Origin of the sequence: Janibacter indicus (assembly GCF_900176385.1) — a bacterium.
Classification (GTDB): Bacteria; Actinomycetota; Actinomycetes; order Actinomycetales; family Dermatophilaceae; genus Janibacter; species Janibacter indicus.
This window is the reverse complement of record NZ_FWXN01000003.1, coordinates 117107-135856: the sequence shown is the minus strand read 5'-3', so window position 1 is coordinate 135856 and position 18750 is coordinate 117107. Positions and strand designations below refer to the sequence as shown.

The 18750-nt window shown below is 70.0% G+C and carries 21 protein-coding genes and 4 tRNA genes; 7 read left to right on the top strand and 18 right to left on the bottom strand.

The window, feature by feature from the left end; translation table 11 throughout:
* The first annotated feature begins 211 nt into the window (after positions 1–211).
* Positions 212–1468 carry a phospholipase D-like domain-containing protein gene (locus B9B60_RS04235; RefSeq protein ID WP_084450011.1) on the top strand — a complete coding sequence of 419 codons (1257 nt, stop codon included), beginning with the start codon at positions 212–214 and terminating at the stop codon, positions 1466–1468.
* Between the two features lie 84 nt (positions 1469–1552).
* Here B9B60_RS04235 and rplL read toward each other — a convergent pair whose 3' ends face one another.
* From rplL to B9B60_RS04200, 7 genes are all read right to left on the bottom strand, one after another.
* Positions 1553–1945 carry a 50S ribosomal protein L7/L12 gene (gene rplL / locus B9B60_RS04230; protein WP_007929164.1) on the bottom strand — a complete coding sequence of 131 codons (393 nt, stop codon included), beginning with the start codon at positions 1943–1945 and terminating at the stop codon, positions 1553–1555.
* Between the two features lie 73 nt (positions 1946–2018).
* Entirely contained in the window at positions 2019–2639 is a 621-nt protein-coding gene (gene rplJ / locus B9B60_RS04225; RefSeq protein WP_072623749.1) for a 50S ribosomal protein L10, read from the bottom strand.
* 311 nt (positions 2640–2950) lie between these two features.
* Complete coding sequence (gene rplA / locus B9B60_RS04220; RefSeq protein ID WP_084450010.1) at positions 2951–3694, bottom strand: 50S ribosomal protein L1; 744 nt, start codon at positions 3692–3694, stop codon at positions 2951–2953.
* Positions 3695–3759: 65 nt separating this feature from the next.
* The gene (rplK, locus tag B9B60_RS04215) at positions 3760–4194 is read right to left on the bottom strand and encodes a 50S ribosomal protein L11 (protein WP_084450009.1); all 435 of its coding nucleotides are present in this window, start codon (positions 4192–4194) and stop codon (positions 3760–3762) included.
* An 85-nt stretch (positions 4195–4279) separates the two neighbouring features.
* Positions 4280–5149, bottom strand: a complete 870-nt coding sequence (nusG, locus tag B9B60_RS04210) for a transcription termination/antitermination protein NusG (protein ID WP_084450008.1) — start codon at positions 5147–5149, stop codon at positions 4280–4282.
* A 73-nt stretch (positions 5150–5222) separates the two neighbouring features.
* Positions 5223–5480: a preprotein translocase subunit SecE gene (gene secE / locus B9B60_RS04205; RefSeq protein WP_072623745.1), complete on the bottom strand. Its 258-nt coding sequence runs from the start codon at positions 5478–5480 to the stop codon at positions 5223–5225.
* A gap of 55 nt (positions 5481–5535) precedes the next feature.
* Positions 5536–5608 (bottom strand) — tRNA-Trp (locus tag B9B60_RS04200).
* A 158-nt stretch (positions 5609–5766) separates the two neighbouring features.
* On the opposite strand from B9B60_RS04200, the gene B9B60_RS04195 reads away from it, so the two are divergent.
* The 4 genes from B9B60_RS04195 (at position 5767) to B9B60_RS04180 (ending at position 10262) form a co-directional block, all read left to right on the top strand.
* Entirely contained in the window at positions 5767–7068 is a 1302-nt protein-coding gene (locus tag B9B60_RS04195) for an aspartate aminotransferase type Ic (RefSeq protein ID WP_159451148.1), read from the top strand.
* A 2-nt stretch (positions 7069–7070) separates the two neighbouring features.
* Complete coding sequence (locus tag B9B60_RS04190; RefSeq protein WP_084450006.1) at positions 7071–7580, top strand: DUF5709 domain-containing protein; 510 nt, start codon at positions 7071–7073, stop codon at positions 7578–7580.
* Positions 7577–8632: an adenosine deaminase gene (locus tag B9B60_RS04185; protein WP_084450005.1), complete on the top strand. Its 1056-nt coding sequence runs from the start codon at positions 7577–7579 to the stop codon at positions 8630–8632. Before B9B60_RS04190 ends, B9B60_RS04185 begins: the two co-directional genes overlap by 4 nt.
* A gap of 136 nt (positions 8633–8768) precedes the next feature.
* Positions 8769–10262: a S8 family peptidase gene (locus B9B60_RS04180; RefSeq protein WP_234993732.1), complete on the top strand. Its 1494-nt coding sequence runs from the start codon at positions 8769–8771 to the stop codon at positions 10260–10262.
* A gap of 61 nt (positions 10263–10323) precedes the next feature.
* Here the strand turns inward: B9B60_RS04180 and B9B60_RS04175 are convergent, their stop codons facing one another.
* From B9B60_RS04175 to B9B60_RS04135, 9 genes are all read right to left on the bottom strand, one after another.
* Positions 10324–11400: a UDP-N-acetylmuramate dehydrogenase gene (locus B9B60_RS04175; protein WP_143445426.1), complete on the bottom strand. Its 1077-nt coding sequence runs from the start codon at positions 11398–11400 to the stop codon at positions 10324–10326.
* Positions 11400–11825 (bottom strand): MaoC family dehydratase, encoded by a 426-nt coding sequence (locus B9B60_RS04170; RefSeq protein WP_084450003.1) that lies wholly within the window; start codon positions 11823–11825, stop codon positions 11400–11402. Before B9B60_RS04170 ends, B9B60_RS04175 begins: the two co-directional genes overlap by 1 nt.
* A 2-nt stretch (positions 11826–11827) precedes the next feature.
* The gene (locus tag B9B60_RS04165) at positions 11828–12274 is read right to left on the bottom strand and encodes an FAS1-like dehydratase domain-containing protein (protein WP_084450002.1); all 447 of its coding nucleotides are present in this window, start codon (positions 12272–12274) and stop codon (positions 11828–11830) included.
* 95 nt (positions 12275–12369) lie between these two features.
* Entirely contained in the window at positions 12370–12540 is a 171-nt protein-coding gene (gene rpmG, locus B9B60_RS04160; RefSeq protein WP_084450001.1) for a 50S ribosomal protein L33, read from the bottom strand.
* A 172-nt stretch (positions 12541–12712) separates the two neighbouring features.
* Positions 12713–12786 (bottom strand) — tRNA-Met (locus B9B60_RS04155).
* Positions 12787–12823: 37 nt separating this feature from the next.
* Positions 12824–12896: transfer RNA gene (locus B9B60_RS04150), tRNA-Thr, on the bottom strand.
* Positions 12897–13010: 114 nt separating this feature from the next.
* Positions 13011–14606, bottom strand: coding sequence for a choice-of-anchor I family protein (locus B9B60_RS04145; protein ID WP_234993731.1), 1596 nt, complete (start codon positions 14604–14606; stop codon positions 13011–13013).
* A 57-nt stretch (positions 14607–14663) separates the two neighbouring features.
* Positions 14664–15095: an acyl-CoA thioesterase gene (locus B9B60_RS04140; RefSeq protein ID WP_234993730.1), complete on the bottom strand. Its 432-nt coding sequence runs from the start codon at positions 15093–15095 to the stop codon at positions 14664–14666.
* 104 nt (positions 15096–15199) lie between these two features.
* Positions 15200–15285: transfer RNA gene (locus B9B60_RS04135), tRNA-Tyr, on the bottom strand.
* A 68-nt stretch (positions 15286–15353) separates the two neighbouring features.
* Between B9B60_RS04135 and B9B60_RS04130 the strand changes: the two genes are divergently transcribed.
* Both B9B60_RS04130 and B9B60_RS16800 read left to right on the top strand, forming a co-directional pair.
* The gene (locus B9B60_RS04130; protein WP_072623735.1) at positions 15354–15848 is read left to right on the top strand and encodes a YajQ family cyclic di-GMP-binding protein; all 495 of its coding nucleotides are present in this window, start codon (positions 15354–15356) and stop codon (positions 15846–15848) included.
* 230 nt (positions 15849–16078) lie between these two features.
* Positions 16079–16306: a hypothetical protein gene (locus B9B60_RS16800; protein ID WP_143445425.1), complete on the top strand. Its 228-nt coding sequence runs from the start codon at positions 16079–16081 to the stop codon at positions 16304–16306.
* Positions 16307–17008: 702 nt separating this feature from the next.
* On the opposite strand, the gene B9B60_RS04125 is transcribed toward B9B60_RS16800, so the two are convergent.
* Both B9B60_RS04125 and phaZ read right to left on the bottom strand, forming a co-directional pair.
* Positions 17009–17740 (bottom strand): hypothetical protein, encoded by a 732-nt coding sequence (locus tag B9B60_RS04125; RefSeq protein ID WP_084449999.1) that lies wholly within the window; start codon positions 17738–17740, stop codon positions 17009–17011.
* A 162-nt stretch (positions 17741–17902) separates the two neighbouring features.
* Entirely contained in the window at positions 17903–18727 is an 825-nt protein-coding gene (gene phaZ / locus B9B60_RS04120) for a poly(3-hydroxyalkanoate) depolymerase (RefSeq protein ID WP_084449998.1), read from the bottom strand.
* Between the last annotated feature and the right edge of the window lie 23 nt (positions 18728–18750).

Sequence of the window (18750 nt, the reverse complement as noted above, 5' to 3'; positions counted from 1 at the left end):
CAAACACACAAGTGTCCAACCCGGTCGAACCGACGGCTCGACGGTGGTCCACGGCCCCTCTCCCGCAGACGCGGTGGGGCCGGATCAATCGACGCCATGAGGATGGACGACGGGAACCGCCACGTCAAGGCACGTCCCCGGCGGGTCGCGAGCCGATGCCCGGACCGGGTCGGCGGGATCCCCCCTTCGACCCGGGCCCTAGGGTGGGGCCATGAATGCGCGCTCGATCCGCCGACGCCGACGCCGGCTCGAGGTGCGACGTGCGGTCCGGCGCACGGCCGGCGCCGTCGTCGCGACCCAGCTGCTCACTGTCGCAGGCCTGCTCGTCTTCGACAGCCAGCGCCGCAAGGACCGTCCGGACAAGGAGTTCCCGCACCAGCAGGGCGGTCCGGTGCCCGTCCCCGGCGGCGACGTGCGCATCTACACCTTCGGCGAGCACCTCTTCGAGGACATGCTCGCCGACATCGACGCGGCGCAGGAGCGCATCTACTTCGAGACCTACATCTGGAAGGACGATGCCATCGGGCAGCGCTTCCGGGACGCGCTCGTCGCGGCCCACGAGCGCGGCGTGCGCGTCTTCGTCGTCTACGACACCTTCGCCAACCTCGTCGTCCCGCGCCGCTTCTTCCAATCGCTCCCCGAGGGCATCCACGTCAAGCGCCACCCGCTCGTCACGGGGGGCCTGAACTTCTTCCACCCCGGCCACTGGGGGCGCAACCACCGCAAGCTCCTCGTCGTCGACGAGACGGCCGCCTACCTCGGCGGCTACAACATCGGCCAGGACTACGCCAACCGCTGGCGCGACACCCATGCCCGCTACGCCGGCGACATGGTCGTCGAGCTCGAAAATGCCTTCGTCGACTACTGGAACATCTACGACGGCAGCCCGGCGCTCCCCCAGCCGAGCCGCCGCACGTGGAGCCGCGACATGCGCATCCACCGCAACCTGCCGGCCGACATGGTCTACCCGATCCGCAACATGTACCTCGAGGCGATCGACCGGGCCAGCGAGCGGGTGTGGCTGACGACCGCCTACCTCATCCCCGACGACGCCTTCATCCGCAGCCTCGTCAACGCCGCCGAGCGCGGGGTCGACGTGCGCGTCATCGTGCCCCACTTCAGCAACCACATCGTCGCCGACTGGCTCAGCCGCGTCGCCTACGAGCGGCTGCTGCGCGGCGGGGTGCGCCTGCTCCGCTTCGAAAATGCCATGGTGCACGCCAAGACCGCGACGATCGACGGGCTGTGGTCGACCATCGGCACCGCCAACATCGACCGGTTGAGCCTCGCGGGCAACTACGAGGTCAACATGGAGATCCTCGACGCCGACGTCGCCGCCCGGATGGAGGAGATCTTCACCCTCGACTCGGGCAACACCACCGAGCTGACCCTCGACGAGTGGACCCGTCGCCCGCTCATCAGCCGGGTCACCGAGGGCATCCTCTCCCCCTGGCGCCCGCTGCTCTGACGAGGCACACGCCGAAGGGCGGGTCGCACCAGGTGGTGCGACCCGCCCTTCGGCAGATCAGTGCTCGTCAGTGACGAGCCGAGATCACTTGAGCTCGACGGTGGCGCCGGCGCCCTCGAGGGCCTCCTTGGCCTTCTCCGCGGCGTCCTTGTCGACCTTCTCGAGGACGGGCTTGGGGGCGCCGTCGACGAGGTCCTTGGCCTCCTTGAGGCCGAGGCTGGTGAGCGCGCGGACCTCCTTGATGACCTGGATCTTCTTGTCGCCGGCCGCGGCGAGGATGACGTCGAACTCGTCCTGCTCGGCGGCGGCGTCGCCACCGGCGTCGCCACCGGCGGCCGGGGCGGCACCCGCAACGGCAACCGGGGCCGCGGCGGTGACCTCGAAGGTCTCCTCGAACTGCTTCACGAACTCGGAGAGCTCGATGAGGGTCATCTCCTTGAAGGCCTCAAGGAGCTCGTCGGTGCTGAGCTTCGCCATGATGGGCGTCCTTTCTGATCAAACGTGTGTGCCGAAAGTGGCGGGGTCGTGCAGTGGCCGAGAGGCGGGTGCCTCAGGCCTCGTCGCCACCCTCGGGGGTGGTCTCGGTGGAGGCGACGGCCTCGGCGGCCGGCTCCTCGGTGTCCGCAGCGGGGGCGTCGGTCGCGACCGGGCCCTGCTCCTCGACCTTCGCGCGCAGCGCGTCGACGACGCGAGCCGTCTGCGCGAGCGGCGCGTTGAAGAGGTACGCGGCCTGGGTGAGCTGGGCCTTCATGGCGCCAGCCAGCTTGCCCAGGAGAACCTCGCGGGACTCGAGCTTCGCGAGCTTGTCGATCTCCTCCGGCGTGAGCGGGTTCCCGTCGAGGATTCCGCCCTTGATCACCAGGAGGGGGTTGTCCTTGGCGAAGTCACGCAGACCCTTGGCAGCCTCGACGGGGTCGCCCTCGACGAAGGCGATCGCGTTGGGGCCGACGAGCTGGCCCTCGAAGGCGGACTCGACGCCCGCCTCCTTGGCAGCCCGCTCGGTCAGCGTGTTCTTCACCACGGAGTAGGTGGCGTTGCCACGGAGCTTGCTGCGCAGCTCGCCGAGCTGCGCCACGGTCAGACCGCGGTACTCCGTGATCACGGCCGCGCTGGAGCTGCGGAACTTCTCCGCGAGCTCGGCGATGGCGGCGTCCTTCTGGGGGTTCGCCATGCGGGCCTCCTTCTCGTGTGGTGCCACCGGGGCCCGGAACGAGAAAAGGAGCCCCGGCGCAGGCACGGGACTCCGGCACGCACGTCACGAGGACGGGTGCGAATCAAGTGGCCTGCGCGGGTCGCCCGCTCTCGCGGAACCTTGGGTCACGATCACGTGGATCACGACAACCGGCGGTCAATGGTCGGGAGCAACAGTACGGCAGGTGGACCGGTGGGGACAAATCGTCGCCGGCGCAGCCTGGCGGACATGACGAAGGGGGTCGCACCCGGGCGGGTGCGACCCCCTTCGAGGTCACGCGAAGGCGTGGGTCACTCCGAGGCGGGGACCTCGTCGGCCGCCACCGGGACGGTCTCCTCGAGGAGGTTCTTGACCCGCGAGGAGTCCAGGACGATGCCCGGGCCCATGGTCGTGCTCAGCACGGCCTTGGTGATGTAGCGGCCCTTGGAGGCGGACGGCTTGAGACGCAGGATCTCCTCGAGCGCCGTCTGGTAGTTCTCCACGAGCTGCTTCTCGTCGAAGCTCGCCTTGCCGATGATGAAGTGCAGGTTGGCGTGCTTGTCGTTGCGGAACTCGATCTTGCCGCCCTTGATGTCGGCGACGGCCTTGGCCGTGTCCATCGTGACGGTGCCCGTCTTGGGGTTGGGCATGAGACCACGGGGGCCCAGGACCTTGCCGAGACGGCCGACCTTGCCCATGAGGTCCGGGGTGGCGACGACGGCGTCGAAGTCCATCCAGCCGCCCTGGACCTTCTCGAGCATGTCGTCGGACCCGACGAAGTCGGCGCCGGCCTCACGGGCGGCGTCGGCCTTGTCGCCGTTGGCGAAGACGAGGACGCGGGCGGTCTTGCCCGTGCCGTGCGGGAGGTTGACCGTGCCGCGGACCATCTGGTCGGCCTTGCGGGGGTCGATGCCGAGACGGAAGGCGACCTCGACGGTCTCGTCGAAGGTCTTCTTCGCGCCCTCCTTGGCGAGTCGGACGGCCTCGAGGGGGGCGTAGGCGAGATCGCGGTCGACCTTGTCCGCCGCGGCGCGGTAGCTCTTGCTGCGCTTCATGGGTACTCCTTGGGTGGTGGTGGAGGTGTGGTGCGGGCCAGCGCAGGCCCTCCCACGGGTCGGGCTCAGATGCCCGGGGTCTCGATGCCCATCTGACGCGCGGTGCCGGCGATGATCTTCATCGCGGCGTCGATGTCGTTGGCGTTGAGGTCGGGCATCTTGGTCTCGGCGATCTCGCGCACCTGGTCCTTGGTCAGCGAGGCGACCTTGACCTTGTGCGGCTCACCGGAGGCCTTCTTGACGCCCGCGGCCTTCTTGATCAGCTCGGCGGCCGGCGGGGTCTTGGTGATGAAGGTGAAGGAGCGGTCTTCGTAGACCGTGATCTCGACCGGGACGACGTTGCCGCGCTGGTCCGCCGTGGCGTCGTTGTACGCCTTGACGAACTCCATGATGTTGACGCCGTGCTGACCCAGCGCCGGACCGACCGGCGGGGCGGGGGTGGCGGCACCAGCCTGGATCTGCAGCTTGATGTAGCCGGAGACCTTCTTCTTGGGGGGCATGCGATGTTCCTACTTCCGTGTTGTGGGCCGACGCCGTGGGCGATGACCCGGTTGCAGATGCGCCGCCAGTCGGCGACGCGGCTTCTCAGAGCTTGGCGACCTGGTGGAAGCCGAGCTCGACCGGGGTCTCCCGGCCGAAGATGGAGACGAGGACCTTGAGCTTCTGGCTCTCGGGGAGGATCTCGGAGATCGTCGCCGGCATGGTCTCGAAGGGCCCGTCCATGACGGTGACCGACTCGCCGACCTCGAAGTCGACGTCCACCGGGGCGGCGGGGGCGGACAGGCCGTCCTGCGTCGGGGCGGCCCCGGCGGCCGCCGGGGCGGCGGCCTTCTCGAGGTCCGCGGGCTTGATCATCGTGAAGACCTCGTCGAGGCTCAGCGGCACCGGGTCGTGCGCATTGCCCACGAAGCCCGTGACACCCGGCGTGTGCCGCACGGCGCCCCAGGACTCGTCGGTGAGGTCCATGCGCACGAGGACGTAGCCGGGCATGCGCGGCTGCTTGCGCACCTTCTTCTGACCGGACTTGATCTCGGTGACCTCGTCGATGGTGACGGCCACCTCGAAGATGTAGTCCTCCATGTCGAGGTTGGCGACACGGGTCTCGAGGTTGTGCTTGACCCGGTTTTCGTAGCCCGCGTAGGTGTGGATGACGTACCAGTCGCCGAACTTGCCGGCGAGCTCGTCCTTGAAGGCCTGGACCGGGTCGGCGCTGTCCTCGGGGAGCACGTCGCCGTCGGCGTCGCTCTCGCGGGTCTGCGGCTCGGCGGGGGCCTCGTGGGCCTCTTCCGCGGCGGCCTCCTCGAGGGCCTCGTCGGCGGCGCGGGCGTCGTCGGCCTCCTGGGCCGAAGGGAGGTCCGCCGGCGGCTGCGCAGCGTGCTCGGCCTGCTCGGCGGCGATGACGCTCGAGGTGCCCTCGGTGTCCTGGGACTCGGGGGTCGGGGCCTGCTCGGACATGACCTGTTTCCTCACTTCAGCTTCGTACGTCGGCGCGGGAGCGCGCCCGGTCTGCGGGTGTGGTGCGGCGGCGTCAGCCGCCGAACACCCAGAGCACTGCCCGGGTGAACGCCGCGTCCAGGCCCGAGACGATGAGCATCATCACGGAGACGAAGACGATGACCACGAGCGTGTAGTTGATCAGCTCGGACCGGGTCGGCCGGACGACCTTGCGGAGCTCGTCGAGCACCTGGGCAAGGAAGAGGCCGATGGAGCCGAAGAAGCGAGAGATCGGGTTGCCGCCCTTCGGCTCGCGCCGCGCCTTGGTCGGCTGCGCTCCGAGCTGGCTCACGTCGTCTCTTCTCCGTCGGGGTCTCACCTGGCTGCGCAACGGGTGTCGTGCAACGCAGGGCAGGAGGGACTCGAACCCCCAACCGCCGGTTTTGGAGACCGGTGCTCTACCAATTGAGCCACTGCCCTTCGGAAGGTCGCGTTGGGGGCGGCCTCCCGTGGCCGTCTCGGACCATCTCCCTCGGTGTGCGGGCACGCCGGAGAGTCTGGTCCAAGTCAACCGAGGGATCACTGTACGTCACGGAGGCACCGCACCGCGAACCCACGCGAGGTGGAAGACTGACGGCGTGACTTCGACGCCCGACGCTCGCCCCCTGTCCGACCTCTCCGCGCAGGAGCTGCACGCCCTCGCGCAGACCCAGCGCGAGGCCCACGCCGCGCAGGCCGCCAAGGGCACCAAGCTCGACGTGACGCGCGGCAAGCCGAGCTCCGCACAGCTCGACCTCGCCGACGACATGCTCTCGCTGCCCTCTGCGACGACGGACCGCGCCGGCACCGACGTGCGCAACTACGGGGGCCTCACCGGCCTGACCGAACTGCGCGAGATCTTCGCCGAGCTGCTCTGGGTCGAGCTCGAGCAGCTCGTGGCCGGCGGCAACTCGTCGCTGACGATGATGCGCGACGTCCTCGTCGACCTCCTCCTCTTCGGTGCCGTCGACTCCCCCCGCCCGTGGGCGAAGGAGGACAAGGTCACCTTCATCTGCCCCGTCCCCGGCTACGACCGCCACTTCGCCCTCCTCGAGGACCTCGGCATCGAGATGGTGACCGTGCCGATGACCGCCGAGGGTCCCGACGTCGACGAGGTCGCCCGCATCGCCGGCTCCGACCCGTCGATCAAGGGCATGTGGGTCGTGCCGACCTATGCCAACCCGACCGGCGCGATCGTCTCGCACGAGGTCGCCAGCCGGCTGGCGGCGATGAAGACCGCCGCCCCGGACTTCAAGATCTTCTGGGACAACGCCTACGCCCTCCACCACCTCACCGAGGAGGAGGCCAAGAGCGCCGACATGATCACGCTGTGCTCCGGCGCCGGGCACCCCCACCGCACCGTCATGTTCGCCTCGACCTCGAAGATCACCTGGGCGGGCGCGGGCGTCGCCTTCCTCGCCTCGTCGACCGAGCAGGTCGCCTGGTACCTCGAGCACCTCGGCAAGGGCTCCATCGGCCCGGACAAGGTCAACCAGCTGCGGCACGCCGAGTTCTTCGGCGACGCCGACGGGGTGCGGGCGCACATGCGCAGGCACGCCGAGATCATCGCCCCGAAGTTCGCCGAGGTCGACCGGGTGCTCACCGAGCGCCTCGGCGGCCTCGGGGTCGCGACGTGGAACCGCCCGACGGGCGGCTACTTCGTCAACCTCGACGTGCTTCCCGGCACGGCCTCCCGTGTCGTCGCCCTCGCCAAGGAGGCCGGCCTGTCGCTGACCCCCGCGGGTGCCTCCTTCCCCCTCGGGCAGGACCCGGACGACACCAACATCCGCTTGGCGCCCACCATGCCGCCGATGTCCGAGCTCACCGAGGCCATGGAGACGGTCGCCACGTGCGTCCTCATCGCGGCCGCGGAGCAGCTGGGCGCAACCACCAAGGAGTGACCATGTCCGAGCGTGAAGACCTCGACACCGACCTGACGAGCTACAGCCTCGACGACGAGGACCAGCTGCAGCCGGGCGACAGCCTCATGGGCACCGGCGCCGGGGACGAGGACCCGCTCGACGCGGGCTACTCCCCGCCCGACTCGGCCCGCGGCTCCTACGCCCACGGCGTGACGGCGGCCGAGCAGCAGGTCGGCGAGACGATCGACCAGCGGGTCAAGCAGGAGGAGCCCGACACCCGGTGGGGTGACCCGGACGAGCCCGGGCGTCGCGGCGACGACCGCGTGGGCGGCGACGACCCGGACTCGATCGCTGCCGAGGACGACTGGATCGGCGACCAGGAGGTCGGTGACGCCCGCGCCGGACGACTCGTCAGTCCCGACGAGGGCAGCCACGCCGACGTCGACGACCAGGCCTGGGGACGCGACGTCGGGGTCGACGGCGGCGCCGCCTCGGCCGAGGAGGCCGCCATGCACGTCATCGACGGCCGGGCCGAGGAGGAGGAGGACTGACCTCCTCGACCCGCGACCTGCGGGCCCTGCCCAAAGCCCACCTGCACCTGCACTTCACCGGCTCGATGCGGGTGGAGACCGTCCGGGACATGGCGGCCGCGCAAGGTCTGCGGTTGCCCGACTCCCTTCGCTCGGCCTATCCCCCACGACTGTCCGCGGCCGACGAACGGGGGTGGTTCCGCTTCCAGCGGCTCTACGATGCGGCCCGCCACTGCGTGCGAGGCGAGGCCCAGATGCGCCGGATCGTGCGCGAGGCGGCCCTCGACGACGGCGCCGAGGGCTCGCGCTGGCTCGAGATCCAGGTCGACCCGACGTCGTACGCCCCCTTCGTCGGTGGCATCACCCCCGCGATGGAGGTGGTCCTCGACGAGGCCCGCTCCGTCAACACCACGGCGGACGAGACGGGGTCAGCGCGGGTCGGCGTCGTCATGGCGGCCAGCCGCATCCGCCACCCCCTCGAGGCGCGCACCCTGGCCCGGCTCGCGGCCCGGCTGGCCGACCGAGGGCCAGAGGGGGTCCTCGGCTTCGGCCTGTCCAACGACGAGCGCCGCGGGTCCACCCCCGACTTCGCCCCGGCCTTCCGCATCGCCGAGCGGGCCGGGCTGATGCTGGTGCCGCACTCGGGCGAGCTGCTCGGCCCGGACGCCATCGCCGAGACCCTCACGAGCCTGCGCCCGCAGCGGCTCGGGCACGGCGTGCGCAGCACCGAGGATCCTCGCGTGCTCGAGGCGCTCGTCGCCGCCGATGTGGCCCTGGAGGTCTGCCCCGGGTCCAATGTCGCTCTCGGGGTCTACCGCGAGGAGCACGACGTGCCGCTGCGCACGGTGCTCGACGCCGGCGCCACGGTCGCGCTCGGCGCCGACGACCCGCTGCTCTTCGACTCGCGCCTCCTCGCGCAGTACGAGACCGCCCGGTCGGTGCACGGCCTCGACGACGCGCAGCTCGCCGAGCTGGCGCGCGGCTCCTTCCGCGCGAGCCGCGCCCCGCGTGAGGTCGTCGACTCCGCGATGGCCGACATCGACGAGTGGCTGGCGACTCCCCCTTCGTCCTGAGCCAGCCGGGCCCTGACGAAGGGAGATCTGCCGAAGATCCTGCGGCGTTCGACGCGCACGACGCGTGATCTTCTGCCAAGATCGCCGGTGCCGCGGCTCGATCCCCGGCCCGCGGTCACCAAGGGAGGAAATGCACATGGCTTCACGCATGCGACCGCGCGGCGCTCGACTGGCGGCTGCTGCCGCCGTCGTCGGCCTCGGCGTCATCGGCGCCCAGTCGGCCACCGGAGCGACCCAGGACGAGCCGGTCTCGACCCCGGTCCCGATCTCGACCCCTGAGGGTCAGATCTCCAGCTACGTCATCAACACCAAGATCGTCAGCCCCGGTCAGGTGCGCAAGGTCGAGCGTGCGGTCCAGTCCGCCGGCGGGGTCGTCGTGCAGTCCTGGCCGCAGATCGGCGTCGTCGTGGCCCACTCGACCAAGGCCGACTTCCGCACCGCCGTGGCCTCCGCGGCCGGCAGTGCGGTCGAGTCGGTCGGCCCGACCCGGTCGGTCGCCGTCAGCGAGGGCACCCCGGCGGGCGCCCAGGCCCCGTGGGGCCCGGGCAAGGGCCAGCTGAAGAAGGCCCTGACGAAGAAGGGCGACGTCTCCGAGGGCACCGCCGCCACGAGCACCGACCCGCGCGAGGGCGAGCAGTGGGACATGCAGATGATCAACGTGCCGCAGGCGCACCAGATCACCACCGGCTCCCCTGACGTCACCGTCGGCGTCCTCGACTCGGGCATCGACCCCGACCACCCGGACCTGGCCAACCAGATCGACCGCGCCAACTCGGTCGGCTGCACCGACGCGGGCCGCCCGGCGACCGGCGAGTCCGCCTGGGCCCCGACGACGAGCGACCACGGCACCCACGTCGCCGGCACGATCGGCGCCGAGCGCAACGGCGTCGGCATCGTCGGCATCGCCCCCGGGGCGAAGATGGCCTCGGTCAAGGTCGTCAACGACGACGGGTTCATCTACCCCGAGTACGCGGTCTGCGGCTTCATGGAGGCCGGCCTCAAGGGCATGGACGTGACCAACAACAGCTACTACGTCGACCCCTTCGAGTTCTGGTGCGGCGACCAGCCCGAGCAGGCCCCCGCCCTGGAGGCCGTGCGTCGCGCGGTCGACTGGTCGACGGAGCAGGGCACCGTCCACGCGGCGGCCGCCGGCAACAGCGCCTACGACCTGTCGAACAAGACGACGAACGCATCGAGCCCCAACGACGGGACCGCGGTCGAGCGCATGATCAACAGCTCGTGCAAGGACATCCCGACCGAGCTCGACGGGGTCGTCACCGTCTCGTCGATCGACCGCCAGGGCAAGCTGTCCTCCTTCTCCAACCGCGGCCTCGGCTCGATCGACGTCGCCGCTCCCGGCAGCTCGATCCTCTCGACGATCGTCCGGGACAACGGGTGGGGCCTCAAGAGCGGCACCTCGATGGCCTCGCCGCACGTCGCCGGCGTCCTGGCCCTGATGAAGTCGGCCCACCCGACGTGGGGCCCGGAGAAGATGATCAGCGAGCTGCGGGCCCAGGCCACCGACACCCCGTGCTCGAGCACCACGCGAGGCGCCGAGTGCGTCGGCACCCCGCAGGAGAACTCCTACTACGGCGACGGCATCGTCGACGCCTACGCGGCCGTGCGCTGACCCCCACGCACGACGCACGCCGACGGGCCCACGGTCGACCTGACCGTGGGCCCTTCGGCACCTACAGCTCGTGCCCGACGAAGACCGGTTCGTTGACCAGGGTGACGCCGAAGGCCTCGCGCACCCCGTCACGCACCTCGCGGGCGAGCGCGGCCACGTCGGCCGCGGTGGCCGTGCCTCGGTTGGTGATGGCCAGGGTGTGCTTGGTCGACAGGGCCGCCGGCCCGGGCATGTGGTGCCCCTTGCCGAAGCCCGCCTTGTCGATGAGCCAGGCGGCGCTGGTCTTGGCCCGCCCCTCCCCGGCCGGGAAGACCGGCGGGACCGGACCGTCAGCGCCGAGTCGGGCGCCCGCGCGCTCGACGAGCGCGTCCATCTCGCCCGTCGTGAGGATCGGGTTGGTGAAGAAGGAGCCACAGCTCCACGTGTCGTGGTCGGTCTCGTCGAGGACCATGCCGCGGTTGCCGCGCTGCACGAGCACGGCGTCACGGGCCGCCGCGAGTGGCACCCGCTCCCCCTGCTCGACCCCGAGCTCGCGCGCCAGGTCGGCGTAGGCGACCGGCGCGGAGAGCCCGCCGAGGCCGAGGCGGAAGGTCACCTCGAGGACGACGTAGCGGCCGGTCTGCTTGAAGACCGAGTGCCGGTAGGTGAAGTCGCACGCCGCGTTGTCGAAGTCGACCTCGCGGCCCTCGTGCCGGTCCCAGGCGAGGACCCGAACGATCGTCTGGGCGACCTCCTGGCCGTAGGCGCCGACATTCTGCACCGGGGTGGCACCGGCGAGACCGGGGATGCCGGAGAGCGCCTCGATGCCCGACCAGCCCTCGGCGACGGCCCGGGCCACGACGTCGTCCCACACCTCGCCGGCGGCGACGGTGACCTCGACCGCCTCGCCGTCGGGCGTCGGGGTGACGTCGACCCCCTTCGTCATGATCCGCACGACGGTGCCGCGGAAGCCCTGGTCGGCGATGACGAGGTTGGACCCACCGGACAACAGGAGAAGGGGGGTACCCGCGTCGTCGGCGGACCGCACCGCGTCGATCACCTCGGCCGAGGTCGTCGCGGTGACGAGGGTGTCGGCGGGGCCGCCGACGCGCATGGTCGTGTGCGGCGCCAGGGCGGCGCCGGGCTCGCTCGTCGCCATCAGTCGAGCTGTGCGACGGCTCGGCAGCGGCCGAGGACCTTGTCTTTGCCGCAGGTCACGGTGAGCTCGACGGTGACCTGCCGGGTCTGCGCGTCGAGCGACCGCACCGCTCCGGACACCTCGATGGACGCGCCCCCGTCGTGGGGGACGACGACCGGCTTGGTGAAGCGGGTGCCGTAGTCGACGATGCGGCCGGCGTCGCCGACCCAGTCCGTGACGACCTGGACCGCCGCACCCATCGTCCACATGCCGTGGGCGATGACGTCGGGCAGGCCGACGGCCTGCGCGGTGCGCTCGTCCCAGTGGATGACGTTGCGGTCGCCGGAGGCTCCGGCGTAGTGCACGAGGGTGGCCCTCGTGACCGGGATGGTGCGGCTGGGGAGGGACTCGCCCTCGCTCACCTGCGAGAACTCGCGCACGGCCATGGTCACTCTCCTCCTCGCACGACGATCGTCGACAGGCTCGTCGCGACCGGCTCGTCGTGGGCGTCGATGATCTCGCTGCGCATCGTCACCATCTGGTGGCCGCCGGCGGCGCGGATCGCGTCGATGTGCAGCACGCCGCGCAGCTCGTCGCCCGCGACGATCGGTCGGTGGTGGGTGAAGCGTTGCTCGCCGTGGACGACGCGCGTGTAGTCGACGCCGGCCTCCGGGTCGGCGACGAACTGGCGGTCGGTGCGCTGCCCCGGGATGACGGCGAAGGTCGGCGGCGCGACGAGGTCGGCGTAGCCGGCGGCCCGCGCGGCCTCGACGTCGGTGTGGATCGGGTCGGTCGCGCCGACCGCCGCGGCGAAGTCGCGGATGTGCTCACGCCCGACGTCGAAGGGGGGCGTGGGCTCGTAGCTGCGCCCTTGGAAGTCCTCGTTCACGGCCATGCGGTCAGTCTAGGCACGCGCCCCGTGCACGACGACGCGGCCGCTCGAGCAGGTGCTCGAGCGGCCGCGTCGGGAAGCGTGCAGGTGCAGGGACCTCAGCGGGTCTCGCGGTGCGCGGTGTGCTTGCGGCACCGCGGGCAGAACTTCGCCAGCTCCATGCGGTCAGGGTTGTTGCGGCGGTTCTTCTTGGTGATGTAGTTCCGCTCCTTGCACTCCGTGCACGCCATGGTGATCTTGGGGCGGACGTCGGCGCTCTTCGTGGCCACGGTAAGAACCTGCTCTCAGACACTTCGGGTGGTACTCGCCTGGCGCCGGTCTGCGCTGGGCGGGAGGTGTGTGGTGCGTTGTCACCTCGGGGGCACAACACAACGACGCACAAGAATAGTCCACGGGGCGGCCCCACCGGAAATCGGTGGTGGTCGCACCCGTGGCACTGCGTAGCGGGAGCGGGACTCGATCCCGCGACCTCACGATTATGAGTCGTGCGCTCTAACCAGCTGAGCTACCCCGCCGTGGCGGTCGACCTGCGCACAGCGCGGGCCGAACCCGAGCCCCCTGTCGGAATCGAACCGACGACCTTTTCCTTACCATGGAAACGCTCTGCCGACTGAGCTAAGGGGGCAGGCCCTCCGGATCGGAGTGATCCGGTGGACAACCTCGGGAGAGATTACACGGCAAGTGCCGTGGTCATGAAATCGGGGGCCCGACCGAGGTCTGCCGGGCCCCCGACCACGGGTCAGCGGGGGCCGTCGACCTGCCAGATCGTCGTCGTCCCGGACACCTCGTTGCCGACGAGCAGCAGCGGCTGGCCCGTGGGGCTGTCCTGCTCCGGGATGAAGTGCAGCCCCTCCGGGCCGAGGTCTCCGGCGGTCCCGGCCTCCGGGTCACCGGCCTGGTCGCGGTTCTTGGCGTAGCCGACGATCTCGGCGGCGGCCGGGTCGGTCACGTCGACGACGGCGATGCCCGAGTCGCGCTCGAGGCCGACGAAGGCGTAGCTGCGGTCACCGATCGCGCCGATGTCCAGCCCCTCCGGCTCGGGGCCCTTGGCGTCGCTGCGGGTGTCGAAGGAGTCGTTCTCGTCGTGGCCCGAGTTGAAGTTGTCCGGGTCGCGCTCGGCGACGAGCTGCTCGAGCCCGTCACCGCTGTCCCAGACCTGCTGGCCGGAGGCGTCGAGGATGCTCACGGAGCGCCCGCCGAAGGAGTGCAGCTCGGTGTACCCGTCGGGACCGTGCGGAGCGGTCGTCGTGACCGTGAGACGGCCGATGGCCTCGTTGTCCTGCAGGGCGGCCGCGTCGGGGAAGGCGATCGGGTCGAGGTCGAGGTCCTTGACCCGCTCCTCCTCGGCGAAGCAGTCGTACTCGCGCGCGTCACCCTCGTTGGCGGTCACGACGTACTCGGCGCCGTCGCCCGCGCTGTAGGCGACCGCCCCGTCGGGCATGTACATGCCCTTGACCGGGTGGGTGTCGATGGCGATCGCGTCGTCCTTGTCGGACGCGTCGATGCCCTGACCCTCGACCGAGTGGTCCTTGAGGCCGAGGGGGACGATCTTGGCCACCCGCGCGGCCTGCAGGTCGACGACGGCGACCGCGTTGGCCTCCTGCAGCGTGACCCACGCCGTGCGGCCGTCAGCACTCGTCGCGACGTACTCGGGCTCGAGGTCCTGGGCGACGGTCGCGTCGGGGCCGAAGAGTCGCACCCCGGCCGCCTCGAGCTTCTTGGCCCGACCGTTGAAGGAGGTGAAGTCGGCGGTACGCACCTTGGCCCGGTCCACGCCCTTGCTGACGTCGATGACCGAGATGCTGCCCTCGGGGTCGACCTGACCATCGCAGTAGCCCTCGGGCTCGCCCTCGTTGGCGACCACGACGCGGCGGCCGTCGGGCGTGAAGGTCACCATGTCGGGCAGCGAGCCGACGGTGACAGTGCGCCGGGCCTCGAGGGTCTCGGCGTCGAAGAAGGAGACCGTGCCGGCGTCGGTCGTGGTGTCGGCCTGCTCGGCGACGACGACCAGACCGTCGTGGACGTCGACCGAGTTGGCGCCGGGGGTGTCGAGGGTGCCGACCTTGGTCGGGTCGGTCGGGTCGGCGATGTCGAGCACGTCGACCGTGCCGGCCTGCGCGTTGACGACGAAGGCGCGCTGGGTCTGCGGGTCGTGGGCGACGATCTCCGAGGCTCCCTCGTCGAAGGCGCCGGTCGAGAAGGTGCCGAGCGGGGTGAGGGTGACGTCGTCGCCGGGGGCAGCGGAGGCGAGGCTCGCGCCGAAGGGGGCGACGAGGGCGGTGGACATGACGAGGGCCAGCGCTGCGGTGCGCGGTCGGGGCAGGGGTGCGGTCATGGCGGGGAACCTAGGCAGCCCCTCCCCTTCGCAGCCGACGCGTGGATGAACGGGCGCTTAAGCCTGGGCGACCAGTGAGTCCAGATGTGGCCGCAGGCCGGTCGGGATCTGCACCGGGCGTCGCGACACCGCGTCGACGAAGACGTGCGCCCCCGTCGTCAGGGCGACGAGCTCGCCGTCGCTCGCCCGCAGCAGCGCGCACTCCCAGCGCACACTGGTCCGGCCGACGGACAGCGTGCGTAGCCCGACCTCGAAGGAGTCCGGGTAGGAGATCTCGGCGAGGTAGCGGCAGCCGGTCTCGGGGATGAGGTTGATGACGTCACCGCCGGCCGCGACGTCGAAGCCGTGCGCCTTGAGCCAGTCGTTGATGACCGTGTCCATCACCTCGTAGTGCACGGCGTTGTTGACGTGGCCGAAGACGTCGTTGTCGTTCCACCGGGTCGGCACCGTCGTCCAATGGCCGTAGGCAGTGCGGTCGAAGGGGGTCACCCGGCCCATCCTGCACCCGCCGGCGCCGTCGTCTCGAGCGGCGCCGTCCCGACACGACGCGAGCCCCGGGCCGGGTTCCCGGCTCGGGGCTCGCTGTGCACTGCTGGTGGCAGGTGAAGGATTCGAACCTTCGTAGGGATAACCCGACGGATTTACAGTCCGTTTCCATTGGCCGCTCGGACAACCTGCCGTGTGCGTCTGAGAGGATAGCAAGTCGATCGCCCAACAGCAGAATCCACCCCGAGGAGCGCCCCGGACATGGCCAGCAGCAGCTTCGACATCGTCAGCAAGGTCGACCGCCAGGAGGTCGACAACGCCCTCAACCAGGCGGCCAAGGAGGTCTCCCAGCGCTACGACTTCAAGGGGGTCGGCGCCTCCATCGCCTGGAGCGGCGAGAGCATCGTCATCAAGGCCAACACCGCCGAGCGGGTGCTCGCGGTCCTCGACGTCTTCGAGTCCAAGCTCGTGCGCCGTGGCGTCTCGCTGAAGAACATCGACTTCGGCGACAAGGAGCCGCAGGCCTCCGGCAAGGAGTACGTTCTCTCCGGCCCGACCAAGGAGGGCATCGACCAGGACAACGCGAAGAAGATCTCCAAGATCATCCGCGACGAGGGCCCCAAGGGGGTCAAGCCGCAGATCCAGGGCGACGAGCTGCGGGTCACCGGCAAGTCCCGCGACGAGCTCCAGGAGGTCATCTCGTTGCTCAAGGGCAAGGACCTCGACGTCGCGCTGCAGTTCACCAACTATCGCTGAGCGAGTTATCCACAGGCTGGCGTGCTCCCGCTTTACCACAGGCCACAGGCTTCTATCGACGAACCTCACGCCCTCTGATGCTCCCCGACGGTTCCTGACGACCACACTCAGAACACACTGGCGGCCGCCGAGGTGAGTCCCTAAACCCTGGCAGGTGCGCGCCCGCTCCACCTGCCGGTCCGGGCCGCAGGGTGTCACATCCCCACCCCTGCGGGACACACCAGGCCGTCATGCCTGCACCCCGCGAGCGCGCCGGCTCACGCCCCACAGCTGACGATCTCGCGCGGCATCTCTGCGAGGTGGACACCTACGTCGATGAGCTCGCCTGGCACGCGCTGCTGACCGGCGATCCCCTGACGCCTCGCCAGGTCCGGGGCTACCGCCGCGCGCTGAAGGGCGATGCTCTCCACTGGTACAGCCGGGGCTGTCCTGACACCGAGAATCGCCCGCCCTTCTGATCGACCCATGGAAGCGCGCCGATCCGGCCGACCCATGGAAGCGCGCCGATCCGGCCGACCCATGGAAGCGCGCCGATCCGGCCGACCCATGGAAGCGCCGACCCCATGAAAGTGCCCCGCGTCTCTCAGCCCGCGTTCTGCTGGGCTGCTGCGCTAGCTGGGAGCGGTAGTGGAGAGAGGGAGAGGGACGACGGTCAGACGGCGAACCGGGACCCGAGTCGCGGCGGACTCGGGTGGTGTTGCTGTCTGGCGTCGTCGTGGTGCAGGTAGATCGTGTCGCCGCGCTGAGTGCCTGATCGAAGCGCCACCGAGCCGCTGGCGGTCCGTTCCCCGCTTGCCCCCGCTGCACTGCGTCTCGCTCCCGTCCTGATTCACACCAAATAGCCCGCGCGCCGCGCTCAGACTCACTTGCCGTGACACGTGGGTCTGCCCGCGATCGCGGGCGACAGGACGACTCTCAGAACCACCGGACCTAAAAAATGGGGTCAGCCCAGAAGAAGTTGAGGTTCGTGCCGCCACCAGCCGTGGCGCCAGATCGTGGCAACACGCAACTTTTCGTCCACCAGCACGGCGACTTCGGCCCACGACTGGTACAGACCACCCAGTTGGAACATCACCGCCCTTTGGCCCACCTAGCTGACGTCGTGTTCGCGGATCCCGCCTGGAGTGGGCTGACGACCGAACCAGCCACTTGTGTGGAGGTCAATCCTCGGTTCCTTGCGCGGCGATCCGTACGGCGTAGTAGTCCCCCGAGGCGCTACTGTTGCCGCTCTGATCTGCACGACCGACTGAGTACCGGCTCTTGAGAGCGGACGTCAGACGCAGATGAGGCACGTTGCCCTCGTCATCCGTCATCCACCCGGGCCACCCCTCGGTCACCAGCTTGGTGGGCTGGGTGAAGCTCGCGAGTGCGAAGTGAGGAACCACGCCCGGATACCTCCCCTCCTCACGACCGATGACAGCCTCAAGGCGCGCCGACTTGGAGCCCATCTGCTTGTTCGTCCATCCGCTGTGCGCCTTTGCCTCCACCAGCCCGAGGTGCGTCAGCCCGTCGCTCTCCCAGACCAGCAGAAGGTCGATGTCTTCCTGGTTGTTCTCCAGGGCCCGGCGGACCTCGTCGTCCGGGACTCCCGTGGTGTCCGTCGGTACTGAATGAACGTCGTTCCGGGCCTTCGTCTCAGACCCACCGTCAGAGACCCAGCTGCCCGCGTGCAGCTCAAGGGCGGCATACAGCCAGTTGAGGTGGTAGTCCATGAGGATGAGCACCCCGTGCTCGGGCACGGGCCACCCAAGAGCGCACAGCCGCTTCCGGAAGTCCGGCGAGAGCTGCACCTCCCCCTCCGTGGCGACCTGCTGGAAGAGGACGTAGCGCTCCTTGCGGTTGAAGCGCTCAATGATGTCGATCAGAGGCTCGTGACTTTCGGCAACCAGCATCAGGCGGTCCTGTTCTGTATAGGGAGAGGTGGGTTGAACGACCAAGCTGTCGCAGCCTGGCACGACTCTCTCCCGCGCGTGTGCTCCTGACGCAGGAATACGCCGCTATCGAAGCCCGGCGCTGATTCCCTCCTGGACAAGGAGGGCGGCGCAGCCCCGGGCTCAGTCGCCCTCAGGCCGCAAGAACCTCGCCACCTTCGGCGCCAGCTCCTCGGCCAGTACGAGCAGCCCGAGGTGCCCGTCGTCGAAGACGACGAGCTCGGAGTTGGGCAGCCCGCGGTGCAGGAGCTTCGCGTTGATGAGCGGGATGATCGGGTCGTCGCTGCCGGCGAGGATGAGCACCGGCTGACGCAGCAGCTTGAGGAAGGGCAGGCTCGTCCACCCCGTTCCGGCCGCGAGCTGCAGGTAGTAGCCCCTTCGTCCCGTGGCCGCCGGCCGCTGGCCCGCGTAGAAGCGGCGCCCGATGCTCGGGTCGTGGCGGAACGCGCCCCCGTAGATCGAACCGGCCACCGCCGCGCCGTAGTCGCGGTCCCGGTAGCGCCGCGGGGTCGCCATGGTCCTCAGGACGTGCGGCTTGCCCGGGACCATCATCCAGCCGGGCGAGGTGCTCACGAGCACCACCCGACGACACCGGCGCGGATGCTGCGCGGCGAACTGCTGAGCGAGCGCACCACCCCACGAGATGCCGAGGACGTCCACCCGGTCGTACCCCAGCTCGGTGACGACCTTGCCGAGCGAGCGCGCGAGCATCGCGAAGTTGTACGGGTGGCGCGGCAGCTCAGACCCCCCGATCCCCGGGACGTCGAAGCGGATGACCGGGATCGAGGGGTCGAGGGCGTCGACGAAGGTCTGCAGCAGCTCCAGGCTCGCACCGATGCCGTTGCACATGAGGAGCGGGATCCCCTCCCCCGGCCGGACAGACACCTTCATCCGCCGACCGTTGACCAGAACCTCGTGGACCGTCTCGCTCCGCTGCGTCGTCGCCATTCCCGCAGGATAGGACGCGTCTT

Excerpts from the sequence above, each read along its gene's own strand:
- phaZ (WP_084449998.1), bottom strand. The coding sequence starts at position 18,727 with ATGGCGACGACGCAGCGGAGCGAGACGGTCCACGAGGTTCTGGTCAAC.
- rplK (WP_084450009.1), bottom strand. The coding sequence starts at position 4,194 with ATGCCCCCCAAGAAGAAGGTCTCCGGCTACATCAAGCTGCAGATCCAG.
- B9B60_RS04175 (WP_143445426.1), bottom strand. The coding sequence starts at position 11,400 with ATGGCGACGAGCGAGCCCGGCGCCGCCCTGGCGCCGCACACGACCATG.
- B9B60_RS04190 (WP_084450006.1), top strand. The coding sequence starts at position 7,071 with ATGTCCGAGCGTGAAGACCTCGACACCGACCTGACGAGCTACAGCCTC.
- B9B60_RS04145 (WP_234993731.1), bottom strand. The coding sequence starts at position 14,606 with ATGACCGCACCCCTGCCCCGACCGCGCACCGCAGCGCTGGCCCTCGTC.
- B9B60_RS04125 (WP_084449999.1), bottom strand. The coding sequence starts at position 17,740 with ATGCTGGTTGCCGAAAGTCACGAGCCTCTGATCGACATCATTGAGCGC.
- rplL (WP_007929164.1), bottom strand. The coding sequence starts at position 1,945 with ATGGCGAAGCTCAGCACCGACGAGCTCCTTGAGGCCTTCAAGGAGATG.
- rplA (WP_084450010.1), bottom strand. The coding sequence starts at position 3,694 with ATGAAGCGCAGCAAGAGCTACCGCGCCGCGGCGGACAAGGTCGACCGC.
- B9B60_RS16800 (WP_143445425.1), top strand. The coding sequence starts at position 16,079 with ATGCCTGCACCCCGCGAGCGCGCCGGCTCACGCCCCACAGCTGACGAT.
- B9B60_RS04235 (WP_084450011.1), top strand. The coding sequence starts at position 212 with ATGAATGCGCGCTCGATCCGCCGACGCCGACGCCGGCTCGAGGTGCGA.
- B9B60_RS04165 (WP_084450002.1), bottom strand. The coding sequence starts at position 12,274 with ATGGCCGTGAACGAGGACTTCCAAGGGCGCAGCTACGAGCCCACGCCC.
- B9B60_RS04130 (WP_072623735.1), top strand. The coding sequence starts at position 15,354 with ATGGCCAGCAGCAGCTTCGACATCGTCAGCAAGGTCGACCGCCAGGAG.
- B9B60_RS04180 (WP_234993732.1), top strand. The coding sequence starts at position 8,769 with ATGGCTTCACGCATGCGACCGCGCGGCGCTCGACTGGCGGCTGCTGCC.
- rplJ (WP_072623749.1), bottom strand. The coding sequence starts at position 2,639 with ATGGCGAACCCCCAGAAGGACGCCGCCATCGCCGAGCTCGCGGAGAAG.
- nusG (WP_084450008.1), bottom strand. The coding sequence starts at position 5,149 with ATGTCCGAGCAGGCCCCGACCCCCGAGTCCCAGGACACCGAGGGCACC.
- B9B60_RS04170 (WP_084450003.1), bottom strand. The coding sequence starts at position 11,825 with ATGGCCGTGCGCGAGTTCTCGCAGGTGAGCGAGGGCGAGTCCCTCCCC.